Annotated in this window: 21 protein-coding genes and 2 pseudogenes; 10 read left to right on the top strand and 13 right to left on the bottom strand. The window is 70.2% G+C overall.

Features of this window, described 5'->3' with window-relative positions; genetic code table 11:
• Positions 1-216: 216 nt before the first annotated feature.
• From ABTZ17_RS13650 to ABTZ17_RS13640, 3 genes and pseudogenes are all read right to left on the bottom strand, one after another.
• On the bottom strand, positions 217-597 hold the full coding sequence (locus ABTZ17_RS13650) for a hypothetical protein (RefSeq protein ID WP_352195754.1): 381 nt from the start codon (positions 595-597) through the stop codon (positions 217-219).
• Between the two features lie 113 nt (positions 598-710).
• Positions 711-879 (bottom strand): annotated as a pseudogene (locus tag ABTZ17_RS13645) (IS256 family transposase); the annotation flags it as partial.
• Between the two features lie 239 nt (positions 880-1,118).
• Entirely contained in the window at positions 1,119-1,517 is a 399-nt protein-coding gene (locus ABTZ17_RS13640) for a hypothetical protein (RefSeq protein WP_352195753.1), read from the bottom strand.
• 199 nt (positions 1,518-1,716) lie between these two features.
• Between ABTZ17_RS13640 and ABTZ17_RS13635 the strand changes: the two genes are divergently transcribed.
• The 4 genes from ABTZ17_RS13635 to ABTZ17_RS13620 all read left to right on the top strand — a co-directional run bounded on the left by ABTZ17_RS13635 (position 1,717) and on the right by ABTZ17_RS13620 (position 5,848).
• The gene (locus ABTZ17_RS13635; RefSeq protein WP_352195752.1) at positions 1,717-2,532 is read left to right on the top strand and encodes an alpha/beta hydrolase; all 816 of its coding nucleotides are present in this window, start codon (positions 1,717-1,719) and stop codon (positions 2,530-2,532) included.
• Between the two features lie 138 nt (positions 2,533-2,670).
• Positions 2,671-3,231 (top strand): hypothetical protein, encoded by a 561-nt coding sequence (locus ABTZ17_RS13630; RefSeq protein ID WP_352195751.1) that lies wholly within the window; start codon positions 2,671-2,673, stop codon positions 3,229-3,231.
• 302 nt (positions 3,232-3,533) lie between these two features.
• Positions 3,534-4,646, top strand: coding sequence for a transcriptional regulator (locus ABTZ17_RS13625; RefSeq protein WP_502994668.1), 1,113 nt, complete (start codon positions 3,534-3,536; stop codon positions 4,644-4,646).
• A 677-nt stretch (positions 4,647-5,323) separates the two neighbouring features.
• On the top strand, positions 5,324-5,848 hold the full coding sequence (locus ABTZ17_RS13620; RefSeq protein WP_352195750.1) for a hypothetical protein: 525 nt from the start codon (positions 5,324-5,326) through the stop codon (positions 5,846-5,848).
• Positions 5,849-6,001: 153 nt separating this feature from the next.
• Here the strand turns inward: ABTZ17_RS13620 and ABTZ17_RS13615 are convergent, their stop codons facing one another.
• Positions 6,002-6,298 carry a hypothetical protein gene (locus ABTZ17_RS13615; RefSeq protein WP_352195749.1) on the bottom strand — a complete coding sequence of 99 codons (297 nt, stop codon included), beginning with the start codon at positions 6,296-6,298 and terminating at the stop codon, positions 6,002-6,004.
• A 767-nt stretch (positions 6,299-7,065) separates the two neighbouring features.
• On the opposite strand from ABTZ17_RS13615, the gene ABTZ17_RS13610 reads away from it, so the two are divergent.
• From ABTZ17_RS13610 to ABTZ17_RS13600, 3 genes are all read left to right on the top strand, one after another.
• Positions 7,066-7,470, top strand: coding sequence for a hypothetical protein (locus ABTZ17_RS13610; protein ID WP_352195748.1), 405 nt, complete (start codon positions 7,066-7,068; stop codon positions 7,468-7,470).
• A gap of 133 nt (positions 7,471-7,603) precedes the next feature.
• Positions 7,604-7,963 carry an ATP-binding protein gene (locus ABTZ17_RS13605; RefSeq protein ID WP_352195747.1) on the top strand — a complete coding sequence of 120 codons (360 nt, stop codon included), beginning with the start codon at positions 7,604-7,606 and terminating at the stop codon, positions 7,961-7,963.
• A 311-nt stretch (positions 7,964-8,274) separates the two neighbouring features.
• On the top strand, positions 8,275-8,667 hold the full coding sequence (locus ABTZ17_RS13600) for an STAS domain-containing protein (RefSeq protein WP_352195746.1): 393 nt from the start codon (positions 8,275-8,277) through the stop codon (positions 8,665-8,667).
• Between the two features lie 284 nt (positions 8,668-8,951).
• On the opposite strand, the gene ABTZ17_RS13595 is transcribed toward ABTZ17_RS13600, so the two are convergent.
• The 4 genes and pseudogenes from ABTZ17_RS13595 to ABTZ17_RS36895 form a co-directional block, all read right to left on the bottom strand.
• Positions 8,952-9,155 carry a DUF5988 family protein gene (locus ABTZ17_RS13595; protein ID WP_352195745.1) on the bottom strand — a complete coding sequence of 68 codons (204 nt, stop codon included), beginning with the start codon at positions 9,153-9,155 and terminating at the stop codon, positions 8,952-8,954.
• 30 nt (positions 9,156-9,185) lie between these two features.
• Positions 9,186-15,335 (bottom strand): SDR family oxidoreductase, encoded by a 6,150-nt coding sequence (locus tag ABTZ17_RS13590; RefSeq protein WP_352195744.1) that lies wholly within the window; start codon positions 15,333-15,335, stop codon positions 9,186-9,188.
• Positions 15,336-15,878: 543 nt separating this feature from the next.
• On the bottom strand, positions 15,879-16,616 hold the full coding sequence (locus tag ABTZ17_RS13585) for a helicase associated domain-containing protein (RefSeq protein WP_502994669.1): 738 nt from the start codon (positions 16,614-16,616) through the stop codon (positions 15,879-15,881).
• Positions 16,617-16,700, bottom strand: a pseudogene (locus ABTZ17_RS36895) (helicase associated domain-containing protein); the annotation flags it as partial.
• 44 nt (positions 16,701-16,744) lie between these two features.
• On the opposite strand from ABTZ17_RS36895, the gene ABTZ17_RS13580 reads away from it, so the two are divergent.
• Complete coding sequence (locus tag ABTZ17_RS13580) at positions 16,745-16,924, top strand: DUF6087 family protein (protein ID WP_352195743.1); 180 nt, start codon at positions 16,745-16,747, stop codon at positions 16,922-16,924.
• A 10-nt stretch (positions 16,925-16,934) separates the two neighbouring features.
• On the opposite strand, the gene ABTZ17_RS13575 is transcribed toward ABTZ17_RS13580, so the two are convergent.
• The 3 genes from ABTZ17_RS13575 to ABTZ17_RS13565 all read right to left on the bottom strand — a co-directional run bounded on the left by ABTZ17_RS13575 (position 16,935) and on the right by ABTZ17_RS13565 (position 18,918).
• Positions 16,935-18,008: an OB-fold nucleic acid binding domain-containing protein gene (locus ABTZ17_RS13575; protein WP_352195742.1), complete on the bottom strand. Its 1,074-nt coding sequence runs from the start codon at positions 18,006-18,008 to the stop codon at positions 16,935-16,937.
• A gap of 194 nt (positions 18,009-18,202) precedes the next feature.
• Positions 18,203-18,553 (bottom strand): hypothetical protein, encoded by a 351-nt coding sequence (locus ABTZ17_RS13570; protein ID WP_352195741.1) that lies wholly within the window; start codon positions 18,551-18,553, stop codon positions 18,203-18,205.
• Positions 18,529-18,918 (bottom strand): hypothetical protein, encoded by a 390-nt coding sequence (locus ABTZ17_RS13565; protein ID WP_352195740.1) that lies wholly within the window; start codon positions 18,916-18,918, stop codon positions 18,529-18,531. The genes ABTZ17_RS13570 and ABTZ17_RS13565 overlap by 25 nt, the downstream gene beginning before the upstream one ends.
• A 616-nt stretch (positions 18,919-19,534) precedes the next feature.
• Here ABTZ17_RS13565 and ABTZ17_RS13560 point away from each other — a divergent pair.
• Together ABTZ17_RS13560 and ABTZ17_RS13555 are read left to right on the top strand one after the other, a co-directional pair.
• Positions 19,535-20,455: a pyridoxamine 5'-phosphate oxidase family protein gene (locus ABTZ17_RS13560; RefSeq protein WP_352195739.1), complete on the top strand. Its 921-nt coding sequence runs from the start codon at positions 19,535-19,537 to the stop codon at positions 20,453-20,455.
• A 272-nt stretch (positions 20,456-20,727) separates the two neighbouring features.
• Positions 20,728-24,207: an ATP-binding protein gene (locus ABTZ17_RS13555; protein ID WP_352195738.1), complete on the top strand. Its 3,480-nt coding sequence runs from the start codon at positions 20,728-20,730 to the stop codon at positions 24,205-24,207.
• 79 nt (positions 24,208-24,286) lie between these two features.
• Here ABTZ17_RS13555 and ABTZ17_RS13550 read toward each other — a convergent pair whose 3' ends face one another.
• Positions 24,287-24,970 (bottom strand): hemerythrin domain-containing protein, encoded by a 684-nt coding sequence (locus ABTZ17_RS13550; RefSeq protein ID WP_352195737.1) that lies wholly within the window; start codon positions 24,968-24,970, stop codon positions 24,287-24,289.
• A 398-nt stretch (positions 24,971-25,368) separates the two neighbouring features.
• Positions 25,369-25,545 carry a CsbD family protein gene (locus ABTZ17_RS13545; protein WP_352195736.1) on the bottom strand — a complete coding sequence of 59 codons (177 nt, stop codon included), beginning with the start codon at positions 25,543-25,545 and terminating at the stop codon, positions 25,369-25,371.
• Positions 25,546-26,189: the final 644 nt, after the last annotated feature.

Here is a 26,189-nt window from a genome sequence, read left to right as displayed (position 1 = left end):
CCCGGGTGGGGGCGCTCCTCCCCCCCCACCCCCCCCGGCGTTAACGCCGCGCGCCCGCCCGGGGGGCGGCCCCTTCACCCCCCCCCGCCACCGACCCGCACAAGCCGTAGGGGCGGCCCGGTACACCGGGCCGCCCCTACGGGCTCATACAGCTTGGGCTCGTGCCGTGCGGACAGGGGTCCGCTGCTGCGGACCCCGGCCCCGCCGCATTCAGCTTCAGCAGAATTCCTCGACGTACAGCAGGGTGCGACCGTCCTCGGCAGTGAATTCGTACCCCTGGAAGGTGCCGGGGTCCGGCGAGTCCAACCGGTCCTTGATCCGCTCCCACTCCGCGTCCCGCGCCTGCGGAGCGACGGACCGCAGCACCTCGCCCGCACCGTCCCCGAGGATCATCTCGTCGGCGCCGCGCACCAGCCGCTTCACCAGCCGCGCATCCAGCGGCCCCCGCTTCCTGGTCCACCGGCACCCCGATGCGTCCGTCAACTCCCCGGAAGCAGAAGGCGAAAGCCCCGCACCCGCTTCGTACGTACCCGCCGGATCCGCGCTCACCGGCTCTTCGTCCGGCCCCGCCGGCTGCGGGTGCTTCTTCTTCGCCATGCTGCCAGTCTCGCAGCCCCCTCCGAGGCCGCCAAACACACCCCGGCCGCTCCCTGCGGTCACGTCCGCTGGAGTGGTGTATCGACGGCCACTCGTTGATCTCGTGTTTGAGGCTATGCGGTGAGTTCGGTCGGGATGGCGGGTACGTCGGTTTCTGAGTCGACCGGTGGAGGCGGGTCTTGGCGAGGAGTTCGCGGCCCATGTAGCGGCGGGCATCGGTCCATTCGTCGTTCTGCTCGGCGAGGACTCGCCGACCAGCCGGATGACGGCGGTCCGGTCGGGCCGTTCACCTGCTGCGGGCCTCGTTCCGCTATGCCGCCCGCAACGCCCACGCCCTCTGGCAGCGAATCCGGGCGCAGGATCCGGAGCGGGCCCGCGCCCTCGCCGGACCCCTCGCGGGGATGCTCGCCATCGTTGGCGAAGACCGCCTGTCCCGTTGTCCTGTGACGGCGAACCTTGACCGATTGCCACTGAAGGTGGACCACTGCACGGTTCGTGCCATCGAAGCTTGACCGTCCTGGTCAGGACGGTTCCGGACCAGTCGGCGACTCCGCGCCGCCGGACGGCTCTGGGGTCTCACGCTCGCTGGGGCCGAACTGCTCCGCGATGTTGTTCCACATGAAGCCGTCCTGCCAGCCCGACTTCGCTCCTACCCAGCCGAGCAGCGCCCCAAGGACCTTCTCCTGGGAGATCGTCTGCGTCTGGTAGTGCAGCTCAGCCACGCCGTCTCGGTATTCCAGCTGGTAGGTGTTGTTCTCTCGCAGCAGGACCTGGATGTACCAACTACCGGGCCGTCCCTCGTCCACCCGTTCCAGGACCATGTGGGCGTTCCCCCGCCGCAGGTTGGCCAGCATCGTCCCGATGGCGGGCTTGGACGGACGCTTCGTCACGTGGCCGCGCTCGTTGGTCGCAATCAGCATGGCCAGATTATCCAGTAGGGGTCTGACACCGCTCAGCGGCGTCCTGACCAGGCCGGTCAAGCTTCGATGGCACGAACCGTGCGGTGGTCCACCTTCAGTGGCAATCGGTCAAGGTTCGCTGTTACAGGACACCCGGCCGCGGACCCCGGCGGCCGGGGTGTTCTGTCGCGGTGGGTACCCGGGTCCCTAAGATCTGCCCATGACGGATGAAGAGCTGCGGTTCCGGTCGCTGGACGGTACGTCTCTGTCGGGCACGGCCACGATCCCCTCGGGGTGGGTGACGGGTGCCGTGGTCCTGGTCCACGGGGCCGGTGTCACCCGCGAGGAGGGCGGCTTCTTCCGGCGCCTTGCGGACGACCTCGCCGCCCGCGGGCTCTGGACGCTGCGGTTCGACCTCCGAGGGCACGGGCGCAGTGGTGGGCGTCCGGAGGACATCACGATCGCGGGTGTGGCGACGGACATCCGTGCGGCGTCGGATTGCGCGCGGGGTTCGGCGGGCCCGGCCGGTCCCGTCCACGTGATCGCCGCGTCGTTCTCCGGTGGGGCGGCGGCCCTGCATGCGGCGTACCGGCCGGACGACGTGGGCCGCCTGGTCCTCCTCAACCCCAGGTTGGACTACCGGGAGCGGTACATCACCTCTCGCCCGTACTACGACGACGGCGAGTACATCACCGAGGCCGCCGCGGCCGACCTCGACGGCCGCGGCTGGACGGAGCGCAGCCCGTTCGAGCTGGGCCGCGCCCTGCACAACGAAGCGCTGTTCCTCGACCCGGACCGGTACCTGTCCGCGGTCCGCGCCCCGACGTTGTTCGTCCACGGCACGAAGGACACCTTCGTGGACATCGAATCCACCCGCCGCTACGCCCGAGTCGTGTGCGGCCCGGTCGAAGTCCTGGAGCTTGCGGGGGCGCAGCATGGTTTCGCGGTGCACGAAGATCCCGGGTACGCCGATCCGCAGTCGCAGGCGTGGCAGGCGCAGGTGATCGAGCGGGTGGGCGACTTTCTGACCGCCTAGGGTCTGTCCGGCGGATCAGGCGCTCGGACTCTCCGGCATGGGCTTACCCAGCGGCCAAGGCGTAGGCGCGGCAATCGAAACAGGGGGTGTTCCGGCAACTGCACATGAGGACGGATCGCATCAGCGATGATTCTTGTCATGGATGCAACGGGCGTTGCCGCAATCCTGGCCCTCGCAGGGATCCCCGTGAGCGTGCTCTTGGGCCGCTGGCAGATGCACACCGCCCTACGTCAGGTCGAGGCGTCCCACCGGACTGCTTTGGAGGTCGCCGCTGCCAACCACCGCAACGTATTGGAAGCGGCAGAGGCCGGCCACCGCAATGCCATGGAACTTGTGCGCAAGCAGGAGGAGGCGGAGCGCGCGCGTTGGCTGGCTGAAGCGCGTCGTGCCGAGTACAGGCTTCTGCAGAACTCGTTGGCGCAGTTTCGGCGAACCCTCTTGGCTCCCGATCCTATTGTTGAAGATGTTCTGTCCGCTTTTGATGAGGTTCACGAGAGTGTGCACTCTATCGAAGCGGTAGGGCCTGAAGAGATTTACCACCTGGCGGTCAGAATTCTCGTGGCGTGCCGGGTACCGGCCGTTACCTTCCAGTTGGGAAGATCTCCCTCACTGGAAGACCGAGAGCGCTGGTGGAATCAGATCAGGTCGCTGCGGCACGACTTCCATGACGCAGTAAAGGGTGTCCTGGAAGGTTGCTGAGGGTGAAGTCGGCCGTGTGACCCGCCGGACACGTTCTACCGGCCCGTAGGAGACCACCGTGCCCCGGCCGGCTGTCTCACCCGCCCGGCCCGGCCCCGGGCCGGGCCGGGCCGGGCCGGGCCGCCGGGGCCTGCGGGGGCGGGGGTGGGGTCGGGTAGGGCGGGTGTGCTGGTCCGTCCCCAAGCGGGCCTGCTCGGGGCTAGGTTCGGGGGTATGGGTGCGGAGCATGTGGGGGAGCGGCTGGGCCGGCTGCGGCGCTGACTCAAGAGGGCCTGGCGGAGAAGTCCGGTGTAAGCGCCGATGTGATCCGCAAGTTGGAGCAGCGGCGCAAGCACTCCGCCCGGCTTCCCACCCTGCATTCCCTGGCGGGTGGTCTGGGGGTGGAGCTGACGGCCCTCCTCGGGGATCCCCCTGCGGTCCCGTCCAGCGGGGACGCTGAGCCTCCGCAGCTCGTGGCGGTCCGTAGGGCGATCATGCCCCCGCTGTGGGTGCCGCCGGCGGAGCCGGCCGCCGCCGAGCTCTTGTCCCTGCCTCTGGTGCGCGCGGAGTTGGCGGACGCGTGGACGCTCTACCACGATGCCGCGTTCGGTCGGCTGATGGAGGTCCTGCCGGGGATCGTCGCGGATACCCGTCTGCTGGCCGCCGCCGGGACGGCCGACCAGCGCGCGGCCGGGCAAGCCGCCCTCGGCAAGGCTCTCCAGCTTGCGGGCCACCTGGCGATCCGCCTCGGCAAGACCGACCTCGCCCTGAGCGCTCTGGAGCGCGCCTACGCGGCGGCGGGGGAGTCCTCGGACCCCCTCCTGCCCGGAATGGTCTCCACCTCCGTGGCATGGGCCTACCAGCGCCAAGCCCGCTTGGACGACGCCCGGGAGCTGGCGGTGCACGCGGCGGATGTGGTGGAGCGCGAGCACGGCCGGAGCGCGGAGGGCCTACGCGTGTGGGGCGGCCTGGTCATGTCCGCCGCCACGTCCTACGCCCGCAGCGACGACTACGCCACGGCCAAGGAGATGATGGGCACGGCGGAGAAGGCCGCGGCCCGCCTCGCCAAGCTCCCACCGCCGACCGACCCTCGGTTGGTGTCGGTGTTCTCGCCGTCCTCGGTCCGTATCGAGCGCGTCCGCCTGGCCGTGCAGCACGAACGCCCCGAAGAAGCGTTGTCGCTCGCGCGGGGCCTGCGGCTGAGCGGGTCGGTCCCGCCGTCGTGGCGCACCTGGCTGCTCCTCGATGTGGCCCGCGCGCACACGGACATCGGGGACGCCGAGGGAGCGGTACGAGCCCTTGAGCGGCTGCGGAGGGTCGCCCCGGGGTGGATGCGCCATCACACCCTCGCGGTCGCCATCGTCGCCGACCTGTGGGCGGGCCCCCGCCGCCCGCCGGGCCTGCGCGGCCTCGCCGCGTTCCTCGGCATCATCTAGGCACTTTTCTCGTCTCATTCTTTGAAAGAGGGCTATTTCAGTCAAGCAGGGAATGATTTGAGTCGAAGATGGAACGATGTTTAAGAAAGTAGGGTCGCGGCCCTTATGTCATTCGCCCGTGGGCGTATGGTGTAGTTGCCTGAAGAGACCTGCTGGTCAAGGCGGGTAGCGCTCAACAGGGTCTGATATCCGATTGATCGGGAATCTCCCGAATTGCAGATGTGGATCTTGTCGCGCTGTCTGTTTGCACTGGTCAGAGGCCGGACCCATGCTCTTTCCCATGGATGCCGCCACCAGCGTGATCATTTCTACCTTTGGGCTCGTAGGGCTTCTGATCACATTTGCCGCCTCGATCCTGCGCCAACTCCCGGACCTGATATCTGCCTTCCGTGAGTTTCGGCGTTCCCTCGACCGGGATCGTAGGGAGAGTGCGGATGGCACCCCCTGATCCCGGTGGTCGCCCGCACGTTCACCGGTGACACCCAGATCGAACACAGCCGCACACCCGCCAGCACGAGCAACCCAACGAGTGTGCGGCGCCGCCTGGTTCGCAAACCTGACGGCCGACTGCGCAGCCCGCGAAGTAGGGCCGGAAAGTGGGACGTTCCGTCCCTGGGACCGCCCCGGGGGCGGCGGGATCATCGCGGCACGATCGTGACGAGCACGAAGGGGCACCCGTGGCCGAGCGCACCGACCCGAGCAGCACTTTGACCCCCGCCGGCCGGACCTGGGACGCCGTCCGTATGCCCCGCTCCCTCGGCGCAGAGGTCCGTGATCACCTCCGCGACCAGTGCGGCCCCATCATCGTCGAAGGCGGGGTGATGACGTTCCTGGTCCCTGCCCGGACCACCGCCGACCACCAATGGCCCCCGCAGGCGGAGACGTTCGGGGAGTCCACCTACATCACGACCCCCGCCGAAGTCCGGCACACTCCGCCCGGCCCGTACTGGCTCTGCTCGCAGCGCCGGCCCCTGACTCCCACGTCCGAGCTGCACGGGGCTCTCCTGGCCGTCACCGGCCCCCGTCCCGAGCCGCCCCGCCTCGCTCCGGAGCACCTGGCCCGCCTCACCGCCTACCAGCTCACCGGCCGGTCCTGCGCGTTGTGCGGCCGGCTGGTGGCCGGGGGCCGGCTGCTGGGGCTCTACCAGGTGGGAAGCAGTGGGCCGTTGGCGGAGCCGAGGGAGCTGCGGGCCTGCGCTTGATGGCGATCTCTGAAATTGGCTCTGACCGCAGTTTCGTGGGCAGCCTGGTGGCGATGAGCGATCACGTATGAGGACAGGAAGGCGCAAGCCCCTTGGCCGACCTGCCGTAGACACTTTTGTGCTCGCCCATGCCGGTCAGTCTGGGCGTCGTGTCTACCAAGCGTTCCAGAGCCCGTCGTGACGGTGGCGTACCGGAGGGATATCTGCGCCGTCAAGGTCGTGGCCGGAGTGGTGCAGTCCGCGGATCCGCTGAGCCTCGAGTCGACCCTGGAGCCGAGCCCGGCGTTCAGCTGTGGCGATCTCGGTCGAGAACGAGCCTTCTCTGCAGTCGAGCACCATCCGCTGCCAGGAGGTGATCTGGCGCAGTGTCTTCGTCGGGACAGGGCGACGGCCTTCGCGGGCGGCCTGGTCCAGTTCACAGTGCGTGTAGCGCAGGTCGTACAGGGACATGGACTCCGAAGCGTCGTCTTGGACGCGGAGTCGCCTGGGAGTCGTGCGTACGGTTCGGGACATCGAGAGCCTCCGTAGGGCCCTCTGGGCTTTCCAGAGGTACCTACGGGGGATGCGTAGTGGTCAGCACGACTCAGCCTCCTCGTCGGTCGGACGATCTGCCAGCAGCACAGTAGCCGGGCGGAGGAGTGGAGGCCGGGGTTTTCTGCTCGCCCCTTGCTGGCGCTCGCGGTGACAGAAACCGTGTCCAGGTGACAACTAGCGTGTCCCGGCGCACCCGCGGCTTCCCGGCCCGGCATCGGCGGTCGGGAGGGTTGCACCGTGAGGGGGCTGGAGGGTTGCTTGCACGGGGGATGAGGCGGGGGACCGAGGGTGTGACCGTGAGTGGGACCCCCACTTTTTCGATCATGGACGTCGTGGCTGGTCAGACCCCGTGGGCAAGCCTCCCTTCGCCGCCGACACCTCCTTCCCCGCGATAGCCGGGGCAGGAGGCAGGTCTCGATCAGCGGGGGCCACCACCACAGGCCGGCTCGACACGACCCTCGCCACTCCGGCCGGACAGGACCTGCACTCGCCCGCGGGGACCATTGCCGAGCCGGCTGCCCCGGAACGCTGCTGTACAGCCGTGAGAGCCCCGTGCGCGGGGCGTGAATCCTCAGTGACGGCCGGGCCCGGGTGAGGGGCTCAGAGCCGCGCGTGCGCCGTTCCGCAGAGCCCGTGATCAGCGGGAGCAGCGTCGTCGGGACGCTCGCTTGTGCAGGTCCGGCATGAGCCGAAGCAGCGCCGTACAGGCGGCGGCTGTGGAAAGCGGGGTCGAGGGCGTTGAGGAAGCGGAGGCGCGGCGGCGGGCGAAGGTCCCCGTCCAGTCGAAGCCGCAGATCCGGAAGCACCTCAACGAGCTCAAGGGCGACTCCCGGGGCGACGGGCGGCTACCGGAGGGGGCGTTCGGCCCGGAGCGGCCGTGTCCGTGGTGGCACGAGGTCGACACCCACGCCTTCCAGCCGGCGTTCATCGACGCGGACCGGGCGTGGAATAGCTGGCTCGACTCCCTCCGTCGCCTCCGAGCCGGGCGCAAGGTCGGCTACCCGCGGTTCAAGAAGAAGAGCCACCGGGACCGCCCCACCCCCCTCACTCCCTCCTCCTGCGCCCGGGTTCTTCCGTCCCGGTCCTGAGTCCGGGTGGGGTGTGGCGTCGGGGGTCTCGGGCAGGCGGTTCGGGTGTGGGTCGGGCGTGCCCGGGCGAGGGTCGGGCTCCAGAACGTCCGGTGCGGCCAGCCGCGGTCGGGGTCGATTTCACGGTGGGGGGGTGGGACTGGTGGCGGTGACAGCGGCCGGGGCGCGGCGGCGTGTGGGTGAGGTGCTGGTGGCCGCAGGGATCGATCTGGACACGGTGGTCGCCGCGGATGTGATGTTGGTGGCTTCGGAGTTGGCGACCAATGCGGTCCGGCACGGCGGCGGTATCCGGGCCTTCCACGCCCGGGTCGACGGTGACGTCCTTCGGCTGTCCGTGACCGACGCGAACCCGGACCTTCCCATCCTGCGTGAGGGCGGCCCGGATCGGCCGGGTGGTTTCGGGTGGCCGCTCGTCACGCGTCTTTCCGAGCACGTCGGTGTCGAGACCGGTCCCGAAGGCAAGACCGTCACCGCGGTGCTCCGTCTCGTCTGACGGAACAGCGGCTTTGCCGGGCGGGTATGCCAGGACGTTTTCACCTGATATAGAAGGTTTCGGGGTCGCTCGTGGGTGTGGTGGGCCGGGTGTCGGCGGGGTGGACGTTTCGCTGTGTGGCTAGGCTCCGGGGAGTGCCGTTGGTGTGACCCGTGCTGCAGCGTCCCCTCCTCTTCGCGTGGGTGGGGGTGTCCCGGGCCCGGACTTCCTCGATTCACATGGCCGTCGTGGCCGTGTGCTTCCCTCCTGTCGCTCGCGGGAGGGGAGGGCCTTCTTCGACGGGGATGGCAGGCACGATGCGTGGAGTTCCGATGCCGGTGAGTGCCGGTCTGTTCCCGTCCCCACAGGCGTACGCGTGGGTCGAGGTCGAACCCGGCCGGCGGCCGGACGGGACGGTCTGGGCCCGACTGTCGGGTGACTTCGACATCGACGCGGTACCCGTCCTCAAGGCCGCCCTCGCCGAAGGCGGCGACGGCCTGGTCCTGGACGTATCGGCCGTCACCTTCGCCGACTGTTCCTTCCTCAACGCCCTGCTGGACATACGGCCCCGACCGGTCCTGGCCGGCACGCTCCCACCACTCCTGGCCCGGCTTTTCGAACTCACCGGCGTGACCGCGGTGTTCACCCACGCCCCGCCCTCCTGGCATCCGGCCGTCCCGCTCCCGTTCCGCCCGGCGGACCCTTCTCCGCACCAGGGTCCGTGACCACCCGCGCCCGGGATGGCCGCCCCGGGTGGTGGCGCGGGCCGGCCGTGGTCGCTGGTCGGTGCGCGGGTCGGCGGGGCCGGGTGTGGGTGGCCTTGCGGTGGCGGGCAGGGAGGGCGTGGTCAAGCGCGCCGGTGCAGTCACGCCGAGGCCCGCTTTGTTCCGGAGGCTGCTTGTGGCGGGCAGGTTGAGCGAGGTGCGTGGTGGGGGTGCGAGACCCCGGTTCCGTTGTGGTGTCGGGGTCTCGCGTGTCGGTCGTGCGGTTCTCGGTGTGGGTCGGGTTGTTACTCGGCGATGCGGGTGCTGTAGATCCAGCGGTAGACCGGCAGGTGCTCGGGTCCCTGCGTGCGGTAGGTGCCGGTGAACTCGTAGTGCTCGTAGCCGGCGAGGCGTCGTACGCGTATGCGATCGGGGTCGTCGTCGCTGATGGTGTGGCGGTGGGGGATGTCGGCAGGGCCGCCTTCGAGTAGTGCTTCCCGTGTTGTCATGGGGGGCTCTTTCGTGGGCGTGGGGTGGGGTCAGGTTGTCCGTTCTGTCGGGTCGGGGGCGGCGCGGTTGCCGGTAGGCAGGTGTTCCAGGAGGTAGCTGCGCAGGGCGGTCACGGTGGGTTTGGTCCACAGGATCACTCGGGGGATGGTGATCTCGAACGCGGCCTGCAGTCGGTTGCGCAGCTGGACGGTGCTCATGGAGTCCATGCCGAGTGCGGTGAAGGAGGTGTGGGGTGTGAGGCGGTCGGGGCTGCATTGCAGCACTTCGGCTGCTTGGTGGAGGAGGTACTCGGTGAGCGGGCCGGAGCGGAAGTTCGGGGGTGCCGTCAGGATGGCTTCCACCCGGGGGTCGCGGCCTTCGGCCGTCGTCCGGTGTTCGCTTCGGGTGAGCAGGCTGGAATAGAAGGGCAGGGCGGCGGTGTCGGGGTAGGGCTCCAGCCATCGCGCCAGGTCGATGCTGACGAAGCCGTTGTGGGGGCGGTTGTGCCCGAGGAGCAATTCGAGCCCTTCGAAAGCGTCGTGCAGGGGGATCGTGTCGAATCCGCGGGCACCGATCGTGCGGGCGCCGATGCCGACCTCGGCCCAGGCCCCCCAGTTGATGCCAAGTGCCGGCAGTCCCGTGGATGCTCTGTGGGCGACGAGTTCGTCGAGCCATGCGGAAGCCGCCGCGTAGGCGCTCTGGCCCGGGGAGCCGGCCTGCGGGACGAAGGAGGAGAAGGCGACGAACCAGTCGAGCTCGTGGGCTCTGCTCGCCTGGTGCAGGAGCCAGGCGCCGGTTGCCTTGGGGTGCCAGACGCGCTGAAGTAGATCGGGGCTGGTGTTGACGATGGCTGCGTCTTCGACGACGGCGGCGGCGTGGATGATGCCGCGCAGAGTATGGCCATGGTGTTCGGCTGCGGCGCAGAGCGATTCGGCGGTGCCTGGCTCGGCCAGGTCCGCAGGGATCGCCTCGACGGCGCAGCCGTCGCGTCGCAGGGCCTCGATGAGTGCGGTGGCTTCCGGTGTCGGATGGGAGCGGCTGTTGAGGATGACGGTGCCTGCGCCGCGGCGGGCGAGCCAGCGGGCGATTTCCAATCCGAGCCCGCCCAGGCCGCCTGTGACGAGGTACGCGCCGTCGTGGCGGACGAGCGTGGCCGGGTCGACGGGCAGGGCTGCCGGTAGTGGTCGGTCGGGCCAGCGCAGGACGAGGTTGTCGTGTGGATCTGTGGTGTCGAGGTCTTCGGGGATCTCGGCGACCCTGTGGGGCAGGAGTGGCAGTCTTCCTTCGGTGAGGGCTGCGGCGATCCGGACGAGAGCTTCCATCGCCCCTGCGGGATCACGTTGCGTGAACGCGGCGACGTCCGGACGGCATGAAAGGGTGTTGGCTCCTGCCGGGAACGTCCGTTCTGTACTGCCGGGGGCGGAGAGGTAGCGGCCGCCCGCGGCAAGGCGCAGCGAGTCTGGGAGCGAGGGTCCTGATCCGGTGTGGAGATCGATCACGACGTCCCACCCTGTGGCAGGGTCCTGGATCCGGGTGCCGGTCCGCGTCGAGTGCTGGTGACCGACGATCGCGCCTGCTGCCTCGGCGGTGTTGCGTATCGCGGTCGCGATGGGTGTGAGGGGGCCGAGCAGCAGCACGTGCTCATCGGGTGTGATGCGGGAGAGGTGATGCACGGTGAGGTGGGCGTGCAGATACGGAAGCAGCGATGCCGCTGCGGCCGTGGCGGTGATGCCGGGAACGTGCACGGTCCATTGCGGGTCGGCGGTGATGCGGCTGCGCGGCGGGCCGGGGGGCATGAACGTGGCGACCACGCGCGGTTGCCCGTCAGGGCCGTGAGCCGTGCCGGCGACGGTGTCGAGTGCGGTGTGCGGGTCGCCGGGACGGATCGCGGAGACGACGATGGGTAGCAGGTCCGCGTCGGCCGGCGTCTCGGGCAGACGCTCCAGGCGGCTTCCATCGGCGACGAGGCTCGTTTCGGCCGGATGGCACGGGGCCGTACGGATGTCGGCCGGGGTCAGCGGAGTCGCGGTGAGACGGGCCACGTGACGGGTTCCGGCACGCCATGCCACCAGGTCCTCGGGGTCGTCGGCGAGGAGTTGCCGGACGATGTCTCCGACCGGTGTGAGGGTGTCGGTGTCGCAGAGGGCCGGGCGGAGGTCGGGATGTTCGTAGGCGGCGACGCGCAGGAGACCGCTGATGCCCGACTGCGACAGGTCCACGTTCTGCGCTTGCGCGATGCTGTGGCCGTTGCAGGCCAGGATCCGTGGACGAACGCCTCGATCGTGCCGGGCCAGGCAGCCGATCACCGTGAGCGCGCGGGCGACGCGCTGGCGCGCTGTCTCTGGGATGCCGCCGGTGCGCACTGTGGCCGTCGGCATGATCAGGACATCGGTCAAAGTCGGGGAGGCGGCGAGGGCACGCGTCAGTGTGTCGTCGAGGCTTGACGAGTCGGTGTCGAGCGAGACGGGAAGTTGGCTCACGGTGCTCTGCCGGGCGAGATCGTCAAGGAGTTCCCGGTGCCATGCAGGTGGCTCGCCCTCCGTCAGCACAAGCCACTGGGTGCCGGAGCGTGACGCGGCTTCGAGCGGCCGGGCCTCCCAGCGCACACCGTTGAGGTACTTCTTCAGACGGCTTGCGGGGGTGGTGTGTGTGGGGACGTGCGTGAACCGAACACGCTCTGCGCGTGCGACGACCAGGCCCTCGGGGTCGTAGAGGTGGATCGATCCGATCACCTGCCGACTGTCGACGCTGTGAGCCTTCACGAGAGCGTAGGTGCCCCTGGAGGTGTCGCCGTAGGTCTGCAACTCCCCGATACCTTGCGGCAACGCTCGTCCTTCGGGGAGGTCGGCGAGAGAGGTCCACAGGGCCAGCAGTGACTGCAGGCAGCCGTCGAGCAGGACTGGATGCCAGGCGAACCGGGCGGTGTCGGCGCGTACGGAGTCCGGAAGTGTCAGGCAGGCGAGAGCATCCGGAGCGGCCGGGCCGTCCTGCAGCGCAAGGGAGCGTATGGCGCGAAAGGCAGGGCCGAAGGACACCGAGCAGGTGGTCCGCCAGGCCCGACGAAGTTCCTCGACGTCGAGGACCACCGGGAACCTCCGGTCGAGCTCGGATGTGTCCAGGGGCATGGGTGGAGGGAGTTCCGCGGCCGGAGCCAGAACGGCGCGGCTGTGCACCTCCTTGCCTTCCCCGCCCTGAGAAGCGACTTCGAACGCCGCGCTGGAGTGATCGAGGACTGTCTGCGCGTGCAGATGTGGTGGCCGGTCCGGAGTCAGGACGAGCAGAGAGTCGAAGCTCACATCCTGCACACGGACGCCGCCTGCGGAGGGGGCAAGGGTCTGGGCGGCCGCGGCGAGGGCCATTTCGCACCAGGCCGCGCCGGGCATGACCGACATGCCACCGGCTTTGTGCTCGGCGAGCCATGAGGTCAGCTGGTGAGTCAACTGGGCCTGCCAGAGTTTGCGGCCGGCGCGGTCGGGATCGCTCACCGCCGCGCCCAAGAGGGGGTGACCACCGTGGGCGTCCGCCTCGTCGACGCTCTGGTGCGCCACGAGGTTACTGGGGGCGACCCAGTGGTGTTCCATGGTCCAGCTGGTGCCGGGGACGTCGGCGAGTTTCCCGGTGGCGTAGAGGCTCTCCCACGGCACCGGGATTCCGACGGTATGCGCGGCACCGACATGGGTGGCGAAGTCCAAGAGCTCGTCGCCGTCGCGGAGGAGGCTGGGCACCACGGCTGCCTGCCCCGCACCCAGAGTGGCCGGTATGGCACGGGTGAGGAAGGGGTGAGCGCTGATCTCCACGAACTGCGTGTGGCCGTCTGCCGCCGCGGCCTCCACGGCTGCGGAGAACCTGACGCGCCGCCGCTGGTTGGCGACCCAGTAGTCCGCCCCGAGAACCGCCTCGGCCCGCGGATCGTCGGTCACCGTCGAGTAGAAGCGGCAGCGGGGTTCGAGCGGGCGGATGTCCGCCAGCACCGCACGAAGCTCGTCAAGGATGGGATCCATCTGCGGGGAGTGGGACGCCACGTCCACCTGCACCCGAGCCACCGGAATCCCGGCATGCTCCCATCGCTTCACGATCGCGTCCACCTGCAGGGCATCGCCAGAGATCACGGTGTTGTCCGGAGCGGCGACGACGGCGATCTCGACAGAGTCGGCAGCCTCGGCGATGAGAATGGACTCGACCTCGGCGGCCGGAACGCGCGCCGCTGCCATCGCGCCTCCCCGCACCCGGGTCAAAAGCCGCGCACGGCGGCAGATGACCTTCACACCGTCGTCGAGGCCGAGTGCTCCACTGACGACGGCGGCGGCCACCTCACCCATGGAGTGACCGATCACGGCGCTCGGTTCCACGCCTGCTGCCTTCCACATCGCAGTGAGTCCCAGCTGCACCGCGAACAACACGGGCTGCACAACCCCCACGCTCGTGGCCAATGTGGAGGCCGAGAGAACCTGTCGCAGAGAGAACCCACCCTCGTCAAGGATGAGCGGCTCCAGCTCGTCGACGACGGCCGTGAAGGCAGGATCCCGGTCGAGAAGTCGCTGGGTCATGCCCGCCCACTGCGAGCCATGGCCGGAGAACACGAACACCGGCCCGGGCCCGGTCGGCACCACCGTGCCCACGGCGATACCCGCCTCCGCCTCCCCCGCCGCACAGGCACGGAGCCGCGAGACGAGCTGCGCCCTCGACTCCGCGACCACGGCCGCCCTGCTGGGACCGTGAGAGCGGCGCACCGCCAACGTGTGGGCGACATCGGTCAAGGGCGTGGCACGACCGTCCGACTCCAACCATCCGGCGATGCGCTCCACGGTGCGCTTGAGCGCCGGTTCGGAGCCGGCACTGAACAAAAACGTCCATCGGCCGGTCTCCTGGGAGGCATCGACCTCCCTGGCAGCGGACACACGATTGGGAGCCTGCTCGACGATCACGTGGGCGTTGGTCCCGCCTACCCCGTAGGAGGACACCGCCGCGATACGCGGTCCTCCGACAACGGGCCAGGGCTGCAACGAGGTCGGAACGAACAACCGGGAACCCGACGCGTCGATCTGCGGATTCCAGTCCTTGAAGTGCAACGTCGCGGGCACCTGCCCGTGCCGCACACTGGCGATCACCTTCAGAAGCCCCACCACTCCGGAGGCCGGTTCGGTATGACCGATGTTGCTCTTGATCGACCCCAGTGCACATGGCTGCGGGCCGATGCCGTAGACATTGTCCGTCGCGGCGAACTCCAGCGGATCACCGACCGGTGTTCCTGCACCGTGAGCCTCGATCATGCCGACCTGCATCGGGTCCACTCCGGAGACGCGCAGGGCCTCGGTGAACACGGCGGCCTGGGCCTCGGAGGAAGGCGCGGTCAGCCGCACCGACTGGCCATCCTGATTGACGGCCGACCCCCGCAGTACCGCCAGGACTCGGTCCCCGTCCCGAAGCGCGTCCTCCAAGAGCTTCAAGACGACCACGCCACAACCCTCGGCCCGCAGGTAGCCGTCGGCGTCCGAACTGAACGGGTGACAGCGTCCAGAGGGGGAAAGCATGTCCCATCGGGAAGCGGCAACCATCACCTCCGGCCCCAGTCCCGCCGAAACCCCTGCGGCCAGCGCTGCCCGACACTCGCCCGCCCGCAGCGCCTGGCAGGCCAGATGCACCGCGACAAGCGACGACGAGCAAGCCGTGTCCACCGCGAGGGAAGGACCGTGAAAGTCCAAGAGATAGGAAACTCGACCCACACCTACCCCGTGGATTCCACCGGAGTACCAGTAGGCTTCGGAATCCTGCGGCCTGCGGTGACCACGCAGGTAGTTGTCGGGCGTGTACATCCCTGCGAACACTCCGGTCTGCGAGCCGCGAAGACGATCCAAAGCGATTCCTGCGTTCTCGATCGCTTCCCAGGAGACCATCAGTAACAAACGATGCTGCGGATCCAGCCACTTCGCCTCCGAGCGGGAGACCCCGAAGGCCTCGCAATCGAAGGCTCCCAGATCTTCTTCCAGGTAGCCGCCGTGCCGAATCCTTCTCGCCACTCCGTCCGGAAGCCCCGCAGCTATCTCATCGACGTCCCAGCGTTCCTTCGGAACGCTCCCGACAGTCTCCCGGCCCTCCTTCAGCAGCCGCCATAATCCGCTCAGCGAGTCCACCCCACCGGGCAACCGGCATGACGCACCCACAACGGCCACCGGTGCAACTCGGCCGCCTTCGAGCCTCATTGGTTCCATTTGCCCGAAACGCCCTTTCTGTTGTGCATGCGAGAAACCCTCTCCAAGGTTTTGTGTGCGTAATTAAAACGCAATTCCGGAGTGTTGTAAAATTGACCTTGATGGCGGTTTTCATCGCGAATACATTTCTGCAACTTTTGTCAAATGTCGTACCTCCGGTCTCTGGCGTCCACTCCTTCGAGATCTTTTCGGGGTGTCTGAAGTCATGAACGGTGAAAGAGTTTTTGATATTTCAGGAGTCGCCGATGTGTCGAGTTTGAAGGAATTGTAGATCGGCTGCATAGTGTCATTTAATGGCAGTAAAAATCTCGCGCCACCTGCCGGACTTTCTCCTGATGCCCGGGTGCAGATCGCCATCTCCGTTTTCTGTTCCACACGCGACTTGCCCTCAATCAGCGAGCCAGTGCGCAATCGCTCCCCATGGCGACATCGCCAGTGGCACACACCGGGAGCCGGGCGACGCCAGGGTCCACGGGAACCGTTCCACAGCAGCCAGGACACCCCTCGCGTCCCACTCGGTGACGACAATGCCCATCACGCCCACCTCATCCCGATCGCGGACAGCTGCTCCATGCGTTCCGGGGTCAGGGTCGCGGCCCGGCTGCGTTGGTTCCCGATCCAGGCTCCGAGCCGGAGTTCCCGCTCCTCCTGGGCCTGGCCGACGACGAGCCGTTCGACGTGCTTCCTCGGCACCCGCAGGTGCCCTTCACGCTCGAAGAACTGCCGGGCGGCCTCGAAGTTCACCGCCCACTTGTCGGCCTGCGTACGGCGTGGGGCCGGCTTCTCTTCTTCGGCCGCGGGTTCGATCCCGAGGATCTGCCCGCACATCCACTGCTGCACGGTGCTGAGCCTGTCCCAGCCCAACCGCTGCGCCCGGATCCACCGTCCGAGGTCCTCGCCCTGGTGCACCACCACTCCCGGCCCCACCGGCAGCTCGCCCCCGCCCTCCAGGTGGAGTCGGACGAGGTGGAAGGCGCGCTGCCATTCGATTGCCCAGGCCGGGCACCAGGACGGGTCGATGTCGTCCAGCTGTTCGCGGCGCGCTTCCGTCAACACTCCGGTGGAGGATTCCACGGGCAGGCCCTCGGCCCGCCGTCGTTCGTTCTCGGTGGCGTTGCGGGCGGCGGCTCGCGCGTTCTTGAGCCAGATCCCCACCCGGTACCCCTGGTGTGTGGCCTCGGTCGGGGCCAGGAGGTGCCCGCTCGCCTCCGCCCATCCTCGCGCGGCCGCGCGGCCGTCTTCCCAGGCGACGTCGTAGTGCGACCAGACCATGCCCAGCTTCTCCAACTGCGCGATGCGAGCCTCGTCGAGGTCTCCGCGGGCGTGGAAGCGCCGGTTGTCGGCGATCCACTGCCCGAGCGGGTAGCCCTGTCAGCGGGACGGCGGGCGGCTGCTCGTCCGTGTCAGGTTCCGTTTGCTGGTGCTGGGACGGCTACCGGGCCCCCACCGTGCTCGTGGATCACTACGCCGCCGCCCAGCGCCACCTCATGAACCTCAACGAGGAAGCCGAGCGCACGCCGGGTCCCACGGACGCCGTACTGCCCAAGGCCACGGGTCGGCACCGCAGGCCCCATTCCTGATCGGCCGTGTTCAGGTGCGCCGGCCGAACGGCCACCACTTCCTCCGCCGATGGGGTTCAGCCGGGGCCGGGGGCTCGGGCGGGGACATCGGCCGTGGCGGCAGCGACGGCTTGGCGGGCAGCGGGACTGCGGCCGGTGTCACCGGGTCCGGCCGCGCAGGTGAGGAGGGCGCAGGCACCGGCGCGGTCGCGCGGGCCGGCGCCGGCGCCGGCGGGACAGCAGGTGGCGGTGTCGTCGGCATGGGAAGTGCGGGCGGCGGCGGGCTGGCAGGCGTCGGCTCGGGGCGTCTGCCGGGCCGCGGGGCGGCCGCGGCGGTCCGGGCCTGGCGCAGGGTGCGCTGGGACAGGGACAGAGGCTTTGGGTACGCGGGTGGGCCGCACCTGCCGGTGGTGTCGTCGTAGGTCCAGTGGGCCAGCTGCCAGTGCTCCTCGGCGAACAGCTGTAGCTCGGGCCGGCCGCGGTCGGGTGTCCATACCTTCCACATGCCGACGGCCAGGACGAAGGCGCCCGCGGTGAGCCGGTCGAGCAGGGGTGCGTGGTCGGAGCGGATCCGCACGCTGTAGCCGTGCCCGTCGGCGAGCCGGACGACGGGCCTGCCCTGACGGTCCCGCTGGACCGCGGTGATACGGCCGTAGACGGCCACGGGATGGTCCGGCCTCGCCCCGCCGGTCAGCCGCTCGTACAAGCGGGCATGATCGCCAGGGGTGGGGCCGTGGCAGAACTCGCCCCAGCTCACCGCACGGGCCTGCCCGGGCCGCCGGACCTTGAACTGGGCCACGACATCGGGGTCGTGGTCGTGGTGGTGCAGGAAGCGGGCGATGACGACGGCGCTGTTGATCAGCGGCGGCAACAGAGGCCGCACGGTGACGACGTCCAGGCCGAACCGGTCCCCGACATCGGCCGGACCCGCATCGGCCGGGGTCGGGGCGCCGAGACCGGTCAGGTCGCCGGGGAGGACCAGGTGGAGCTCGTTGCCCTCCACCACGGCCACGCCCTGCGAGCCGTGCGCGATCGTCTGCAGGACTTCCACGAGGTTGAGCGGGCAGGTCTCGGCGTGCTGTCGCTCCGCGGCGAGTCGGAACAACGCCCCACGCTGCGACCGGCCCACCGAGGTGCGCTGCGACACCATTGGCGTCACACAGAACACGCACACCAACGCGACCTTCTGACTGCGCCACCAGGGCTCAGGCGCGCAGCCGGCCCTCGCGGCGTCTCGCGCGGAACATGCCCTGGATGCCGGCCTGCAGCCGCCGGCCGGGCTCGGGCCCGGCGGGGCTTTCAGTGACGGCGGTGTCGTGCGGCCTGGAGAGCGTCGTCGGTGTGGCCGTGGACGGGCAGGGACGGCTGGTTGGCGTTGATCAGACGACGGACCGCCGGGGCGGGAGTGGCCACTGCCAGGGGAAGCCCGGCCCGGGCGCAGTGCTGGGACAGCCGCAGGACCACGGAGGCGGCCGGGGTGGTTCCGGCCCGCGGGGTGAGGCTGATGACGACGCCCGCGGGCGCGTGTGAGGTGATCAGGGTGTGCAGGTCGTCGGTGAGGGCTGCGCGTTGGTCGGTGGTGACGGGGTCGTGGACGGTGATGACGAGGACCTCGTCCTCCAGGCTCAGACGGCTGGTGAAGTTCGGCATGCGCACGACGGCTCCTTGCCTGCCCCGGCGGGGCAAGGCAAGGGGCTCACGGCCGCTTCTCTCACCGGCCGGATGCAGTTCAGGGCACTGACCCGCACACCGGCCCCCGCGCCCAGCAGGCCGCCGGCGTCGGTTCGCGTGGCCAGGACCAGGGCAAGCAACCGCACGGCCGATCCTCCCTTGGCCTTGCACAGGGGCTGGTCGGCCAGGACTTTCTGCGTCCAGCCGGAGATCTTCGATCGGGTGTTCTTGCCGAACAGGAACGCCCTCGCCGCGTCTGCGCCCGGGGCGAGGGAGGGCACCGTGATCGCGGTGGCGTTCTCCGGCCGGGACGCCAACAGGGCGGCCGTGGTCTTGGGCAGCACCAGCCACCCACACCCCGACAGCCCCTGTGCTGCGCCTCGTCGGCTCGGCGGACGGCGAGGACTGGCCGTGTGGATGGTCGCTTCTTCCGGGGCCGGTGGCGCGTGGGCCCAGGGTGACCTGGCGGCGGCTCCCGGGTGTGTAGGTGGCGTGTTCGGGCGTGGTGGTCGACTTCCTCGGAGGTGATTCGACTGCCGCCGTGGGTCGGGAATCGTGGAACCCCTCTGACGACGCGTAATGGCTTCTGCCGGGCGGTGCGTAGGGCGGGTCCGGTGTGCGCCCTGAGGGCTTTTGGAAGGTGGGGTGAGGGGGTGCGGGTCCGGAGTCGGTGGCAAGTGGCCGGCAAGTCGGTGCCAAGGCCGGACCGGCACCGTAGGGCTCGCACCATCCCCCCTGATCCAAGAGGAACCCGAACGTGCCGTCCTTCCGTGTTGCCCGTGGCCTCCGAGCCGCGGTCGCGAGCCAGTCCGTCATCCCGTGTGGCACCTCGTCCGCACCCGTATCCGCGTCACCGCCATCGCCACCGTTGCACGACACGGTCCATGTGGCGCCGGCCGGGCTCCGGCTCGCTTCCGCCTGCCGCGAAGCGGACTCTTCATTCGGGGCCGGGGGAGCGTCGTGACCGTGCTCGATACCGCTCCTCGCCGGGCCCTGGACGCCTATCGCACCTGCGAGTTCGCCACTCTGGGCAAGAGCGGGGCACCCGCCGCGTGGCCCACGGCGGCCGAATGCCGCGAGGACGGGACGATCCTGTTGACGACCTCGCTCGCGTTCGCGCAGAAGGCGCTGAACGTACGACGCGACGGCAGGGTCGCGCTGCTCTTCTCCGACCCCACGGGGTCCGGTCTGGACCCCGCCCCGCAGATCTTCGTACGGGGCCGGGCCCGATGCCCCGACCTGATCATGGCCGGCCCCCAGGGCGCCGAGGAGTACTGGCGCCGCCTGTTCGAACGGCAACCCCACAGCCGCGCCTACCTTTCGCGTCCCATGAGGCCGCTGATGTCCTGGTACTACCTGCGGCTGCTCATCACCGTCGAGCCGGAGGAAGTCCACGTCAGGCCCCCGCTGGACGCACTGCCCGCGCCCGGGCCGTCCCCGCGCGGACCCGTGCCGTCGGCTCTGCCGGGGGCCGCGCAGCTGGCGAGCCTGCCCACGGCGGTGCTGACGGGCCGTGACGCTTCGGGCGCGCCGGTGTTGGCCCGTACCCGGCCGCGGCCCACACCGGAGGGGTACCTGGTCGAGGTGCCGGCGGACTGCCCGGTGGAGCCGGGACCCGCCGGGCTGCTGGTCCACCGTCACGACGAGCACCTCGACCACATGTACAACGCCCTCGTCCGTGGTGTCCTGTGCCCCACCCCGGACGGCTGGCTGCTCGTTCCCACCACGGTGATCGAACCCATGGGGTCAGGCGGCCCGAAGGACGCCCTGCGGGTCCTGCGGCAGGCCAAGCGGGCCACCGACCGCTACCTCACCCGGCGTGGCTTGGAGCGCCCGAAGGTCGAGTGGGACCGCTTCCGCGCCCTGGCGGAGCGGAGCTGAGCGTGCCCCTGCCCCGTCTCCTGCCCCCGCCGTTCTCCTTGCTCAAGGCTCTCCCTTCGAGGCCCACCGGGGTCCGTCCGAGGCGGTGGGCCGGCGTGACGCCCACTGCCACCGCACCGCTCCACCACCACGCACCCGCACCCGCATCGGGAGCGAACCCGCCGGCCCCGCTTCGTGCGCCGACGCAGGTCGCCCTCTGGGCGGTCCTGCGCTCCCCGCACCACTGACCTGCGGCGGTTGGGGTACGGGGCGCCCCTTACGATGTGCTTGTCATGGTCACAATGAAGGTGCTCGGTCCGTTCCGGGTCGAGGTCGACGGCCGGGCGGTCGACACGCGGGGCCGGCTCGCCCGCATGGTCCTCGTCCAGCTGCTGCTCGCTCGTGGCGCGGTCGTGCCCACGGAGCAGATGATCGAGAGGCTGTGGCCGGCCCGCGTCCCCCCGAGCGCGCAGGCCTCCCTTCATGCCTACATCGCCCGTCTGCGCCGAACCCTCGAACCGGGACGGGCCCCGCGAACGCCGGCTCGGCTCCTGGTCAGCGCCCCCTACGGATATGCGCTGGTTCTGGAGCGGGAAGCTGTGGACGCCTGGGTCTTCGAGGAGCGGGTGTCGGCCGCCTCGCGGGCGGGGATGCCCGCCCGCGAGGCCGCACATGCGCTGACGGGAGCCCTGGCCACCTGGGGTGGACAGCCGTACGCCGAGTTCGCCGACGAGCCTTGGACCGCGGGGGAGCGCACCCGTCTGGAGGAGATCCGTCGTACCGCACGGGAGCGCCTGTCCGCCGCGCACCTCGCGTGCGATCGCCCCGCCCAGGCCCTCACCGAGGCCACCGCACTGACCCGCGAGGAGCCGCTCCACGAGGAGGGTTGGCGACTGCTGGCGCTCGCCCTGTGGGCCCGTGACCGGCAGGGGGACGCCCTGGCCGCTCTGCGAGAGGCACGGCACGTCCTCGACGAGGAGCTGGGCATCGAACCCGGTCCCGCCCTGGTAGCGCTGGAACGCGCTCTGCTGCACCAGGACCTGCCCCTGCTGCAGCGGGCCACCGGCGGAGCCGAGCCGGCCCCCTCGGGAGGGTCCGTCACCGCGACCGTGGCGTCCGCGCCTCCGGCCGTCACCCCGTGGAAGGAAGAGGCCACCGCGACGCCCCAACCTTCCCGTCCCGCAGGCACCGACCAGCCCCACCGGCCGACCGAAGCGGCGTGCCCTTCCACGGGTCCCGCCGCCGACGACCCACTGCCAGGTCCTCTCCTTGGCCGCCGAGCCGAACTCGACTCGATGGCGGCCGCGGCGGCCGGCGCCCGCACCGGCCGGGCCCGCATTGTTCTGGTGTCCGGCGAGGCCGGCATCGGCAAGTCCAGTCTCTTCGACACAGCCCGGCACCAACTGCGCGAACAGGGCTGGCTCACGGTCACCGGAGACTGCCCCGAGACCGAGGGAGCCCCACCGGGCCGTGCCTGGTTCGACATCCTCCCGAGCCTGGCCCAGACCTCCCCTCCACCGGAGGCGGACGCCACCGAACTCGCGCCCCTGCTGACCCCGGGCACCGACGACAGCGAACAGGACGGCAGCCCCGCCCGACGGTTCCGCCTGCACCGCGCGCTCCTGAACTGGCTCCGCCACGCCGCCCGCCGGCAACCCTTGGCCATCTTCCTCGACGACCTGCACCGCGGAGACCAGGAGAGCGTCGAACTGTTCCTCCTCTGCGCCGAACAACTACCCGACGCCGCCCTCCTCCTGGTGGCCTCCTACCGCACCGGCGAGGGCGACCTGACCGCCGCCCTCGCCCGCCTGGCGGCCCGCACCCCCCTGCGCCTGCACCTCACCGGACTCGCCACCGAGCACGCGACCACGCTCCTGCGCGGCCTCTCCCCCGACATCAGCGACCACGCCGCCGCCGTCCTGGCCGCACGCACCGGCGGAAACCCCTTCTACCTCAGGGAGAGCTCCCTCCTGCTCGTCGACGAAGGCGAGGAGCAGGCCATGGCCCGCATCCCGCAAGGAGTCCACGACGTCCTGCGCCGACGCCTGGCACTCCTCGCACCGACCACCACAGCCGGACTGCGCCTGGCCGCCGTCGCAGGCCGCGAAGCCCCCGTCGCCCTGCTGCTCCACGCCACCGACACCGACGCCGACCAACTCCTCGACGCCCTCGACGCCGGCATCACCGCCGGGCTCCTCACCGAACCACGACCGGGCACCGTCCGCTTCAGCCACGCCCTCGTACGCGACGCCCTGGAAGCCGACCTCACCCGCCTACGGCTCGCCCGCATGCACTCCCGGCTCGGCCACAGCCTGATCGCCCTGGGCTCAGACGACGTCGCCGCCACCGCCCACCACCTCCTCAACGCCGCCACGGTCGTCACCACCGACGCCACGGCCGCCGTCCACCACGCCCGCCTCGCCTGCGAACAGGCCATCCGCCGCTACGCCCCTCAGAACGCCGAAACCGTCCTGAACGCGGCCCTCGACCTGCTGGACACCCACCACAGCGCCTTCCTCGATCAGGACCCCGCCCTGCTCCGCGTCCGGCTCCTCGGCCAACTGGTCGACTGCCGTATCCGGATGGGCGCCGTCGTCCCCGCCCGCGAGGCACAACAGCAGGCCGTACAAGCCGCCCGTACCGACGGCCGCCCCGAGCTGCTGACCGCCGCCTACACCACCTGGACCGAACCCACCCCCTGGCGCGTGCGCGCCTACGCCGCCTCCGACACCCGGGCCGTCACCGAACTCACCCGACTCCTCGAAAGCGTCGACCTGACCGACCGGCAGCGGTGCCTGCTCACCGACCAGCTGGCCGACGCCCTCGACGACACCGACCCCCGAGCGGTGGAACACGCCCGCCGCGCCGTGGACCTGGCCCGCGCCACCGAAGACCCCCCCCTACGGGGCCTGACCCTCACCTCGCTGCTGCGGCGCATCGACTGCGAACTCGCCCCGGACACCTACCGGGACCTCCACCAAGAGCTCACCGAAGTCGCCTCACCGGACCGGCCCGAGTACGCCTGGATGAGCGCCTACACGGCCGCCCGCATGGCCGCGGCCCGCAACGATCCCACCCACATGGAGCACTGCCTCAAGGAAGCGGACAGGATCGCCCACACCTACCACCTCCACGGCCTGGCCGCCGTGGCCCGGCTGCGCCACCCCCTGCTCGCCCTCACCCAGGGACGGTTCGACGACGCCGAAGCGGAGATGGACACGGCCGTCGCCGAACTGCGCGACCGGGGCTCCGTCGACCTCAGCGGACTCGCGGGCCTCGCCCTCGGATGCGTCCGCCTCCAACAGGGACGACTCACCGAGGTCCTGCCCCAGCTGCTCGCCGTGTGGGAGAGGTACCAGCCCCACAACGAGTCCCTCACCGCCCTCGCCCTGCTCGCCGCGGGCCGCCCGGACGAGGCCCGGGAGGCCTTCGACCGGCGCATGCCCCTGCTGCGGGACTTCGCCTTCGGGATCCTGGCCGCGCTCCGCGGGACGGCCGCCATCGCCTTCGGCGACCGCGAAGCGGCCGCCGAGGTCTACCGGGAACTGCTGCCACTGCGTGGGCTCGCCGGAGGCGCGAGCAGCCTCAGCATCGTCTTTCGGCCCGTCGCGCAGAGCCTCGGTGACCTGGCCCGCTTCCTGGACCGGCCCCAGGACGCGCGCCGCCACTACCTCGAAGCCGCGCAGGTCGCCGCGGCCTGGAACTCCCCCCACTGGCAGGAAGCCGCCACCACCGCGCTCGCCGAACTGCCGGAACCGCAACCACCGCGGTGAACCCGCCCCGGCAGGGCGACCGGGGCGGTTCGTGCTCGTACGAGTCGGGCGGCACCGGGAGGGAGCACGGTCGTAGTCGTCACACGGACGCGCGCCGCCCGCGGATCCGCAACGTCTCGCGACGGTACTGTCGCTGCCCGAGCAACTTCCACAGCACCCGTGCCGGCACGGGCAACCGCGCCAGGAACTCCCGCCGCTGTGCGGGCGAGCAGTCCTCCAGGATCGCCCCGAGAGCGATCATCAACCGGTCGCGAGGCGTCTCGGCCAGACCACGCTCACCGACCGCGTGCCAGTCCTCCTCTCCCACGTGGAGCGCCACCAGCGGCATCACCTCCCGCTCCTCCTCGTCCAAGTGGGCACACAGGTGACGGTGGTGCCGGCGCAGCGCCTCCGCGAGCTCGTCACGGTCCTCGCCCCGCGCGGACGCCTGCCACCGGTCCATCAGCACCTGCACCTCGGCGATCCCCTCGGTCAGTTCACGGTGCTGGGCCTCCATCGCCAGAACCTGCTCCGCGTCGAGATCGAGGTGAGGGAGGAGGACCGGCCACAGCATCTCGTCCTCACCCGTGTGATGGGCGTGCAGGCCGATGGTGTACAGACGCCAGTGCTCGGCCAGGACCCGCGCACGGCCGGTGTCGGCGTCCGGCACGTCCTGGACGAGCTCGGCCAGGAGACGGGACTCGCGGCGGAACACCTGGTGGATCATCGCCATCTCGCGGGTGTAGGGGTGAACGGACAGATCGGAAGGGTTGCTCTTGCTCATGCCTCCACTCTGGGTGGAGGAGTTTGCCCCCGACTTGCAGCCGACTTGCCCACACCTGCGGCGAAGGCACCGTTCCGCGAGAACGGCTCGGCTCTGATGCCCCCCTTCGGCCGTGCCGAGCAGTCCGGGAACCACCGATGTCCAACCGCCCGCGGGGTCGCGCATACCCGCCCGGGTGTCGCGGTCGGCCGGACGCTGCCCGCCACCTGCCACGACTCCCGCGGGTCGGAAGGTTTCCGGGCCGAGGGGCCTGCGGCCTCCCGCCGCCGCTCCGGAGGCGGCAGATGCGGTATCCCGTGCGGGAGCCCGTGCCGATTACGGAGCCGGGCCCCGACCCGGAGGGAGGGATCGGGGCCCGGCGGGCGCCTTGGCGCAGGGGGGCTGCGTGTGGCGTGGGTTCAGTGGCGGCGGAGGCCGTCCTTGACGTCTTCCTTGGCCTGGCGGGCGTTGCCCTTGGCCTGGTCGGCGTGGCCTTCGGCGGTCATCCGCTCGTTGCCCACCGCGCGGCCCACGGCCTCCTTGGCCTTGCCCTTCGCCTGCTCGACCTGAGCCTTGGTCTTCTCGGTGCCCGACATGGGGACCTCCTCGTTGTGGTACCGGATTTGGTCGTGACCCTCACGTGCTCCCGATCGGCGTCTTCAAACACCGCGCGTTCCTCTGTGTTGCGGCCCGGACGGACCAGTGTGCTCGGAGTCCTTATGGGGCGCCGCTGCCGGTCTTCAGGAGTCGTATGCTCGAACGGCAGCAGAGTGGGCGAGGGGCAGACCCCTGAGGCCCGACACCGAACCCTCCGGGCACATGTGACTTGGCGGGGGTGCCCGCTTCAGGAGGCGAAGGACCGTGGGCCGTCGGCCCGCTCGGTCGCGAGCCCCGGCTGCTGCCCGCGAGGCGTCAGGCCCCGTTGTTCGCGGCACGGCGTGCAGGCGTACAGGAGGAATGGGAGGCCGTCGCTACGACCCGCCAGTTGGATGGGCCGCGCGGTCTGGGACGGGCCAGCGCGCCAATGACACCAGCTCACAGAACCCCCGGACTCCGTATCGCCCGCATTTACGTACATGACGCTCATCACGGTCAACGATTCTTGCAACGTTGAGCATCAGGACTGCCATGGCAGTCACCGATACGAGTGGAAGGATCGGCAATACCAGCGCTCCGCTTTGACACGTGCTGAACGAACAGCGTGGGGTTGGGGGCTCGGGGGCGATTGCCCCAGGCGCGG

The sequence above is a fragment of the Streptomyces sp. NPDC097619 genome, from assembly GCF_040302735.1.
Classification (GTDB): domain Bacteria; phylum Actinomycetota; class Actinomycetes; order Streptomycetales; family Streptomycetaceae; genus Streptomyces.
The sequence above is the reverse complement of the archived record's forward strand: the minus strand, read 5'-3'. Positions and strand labels throughout refer to the sequence as shown.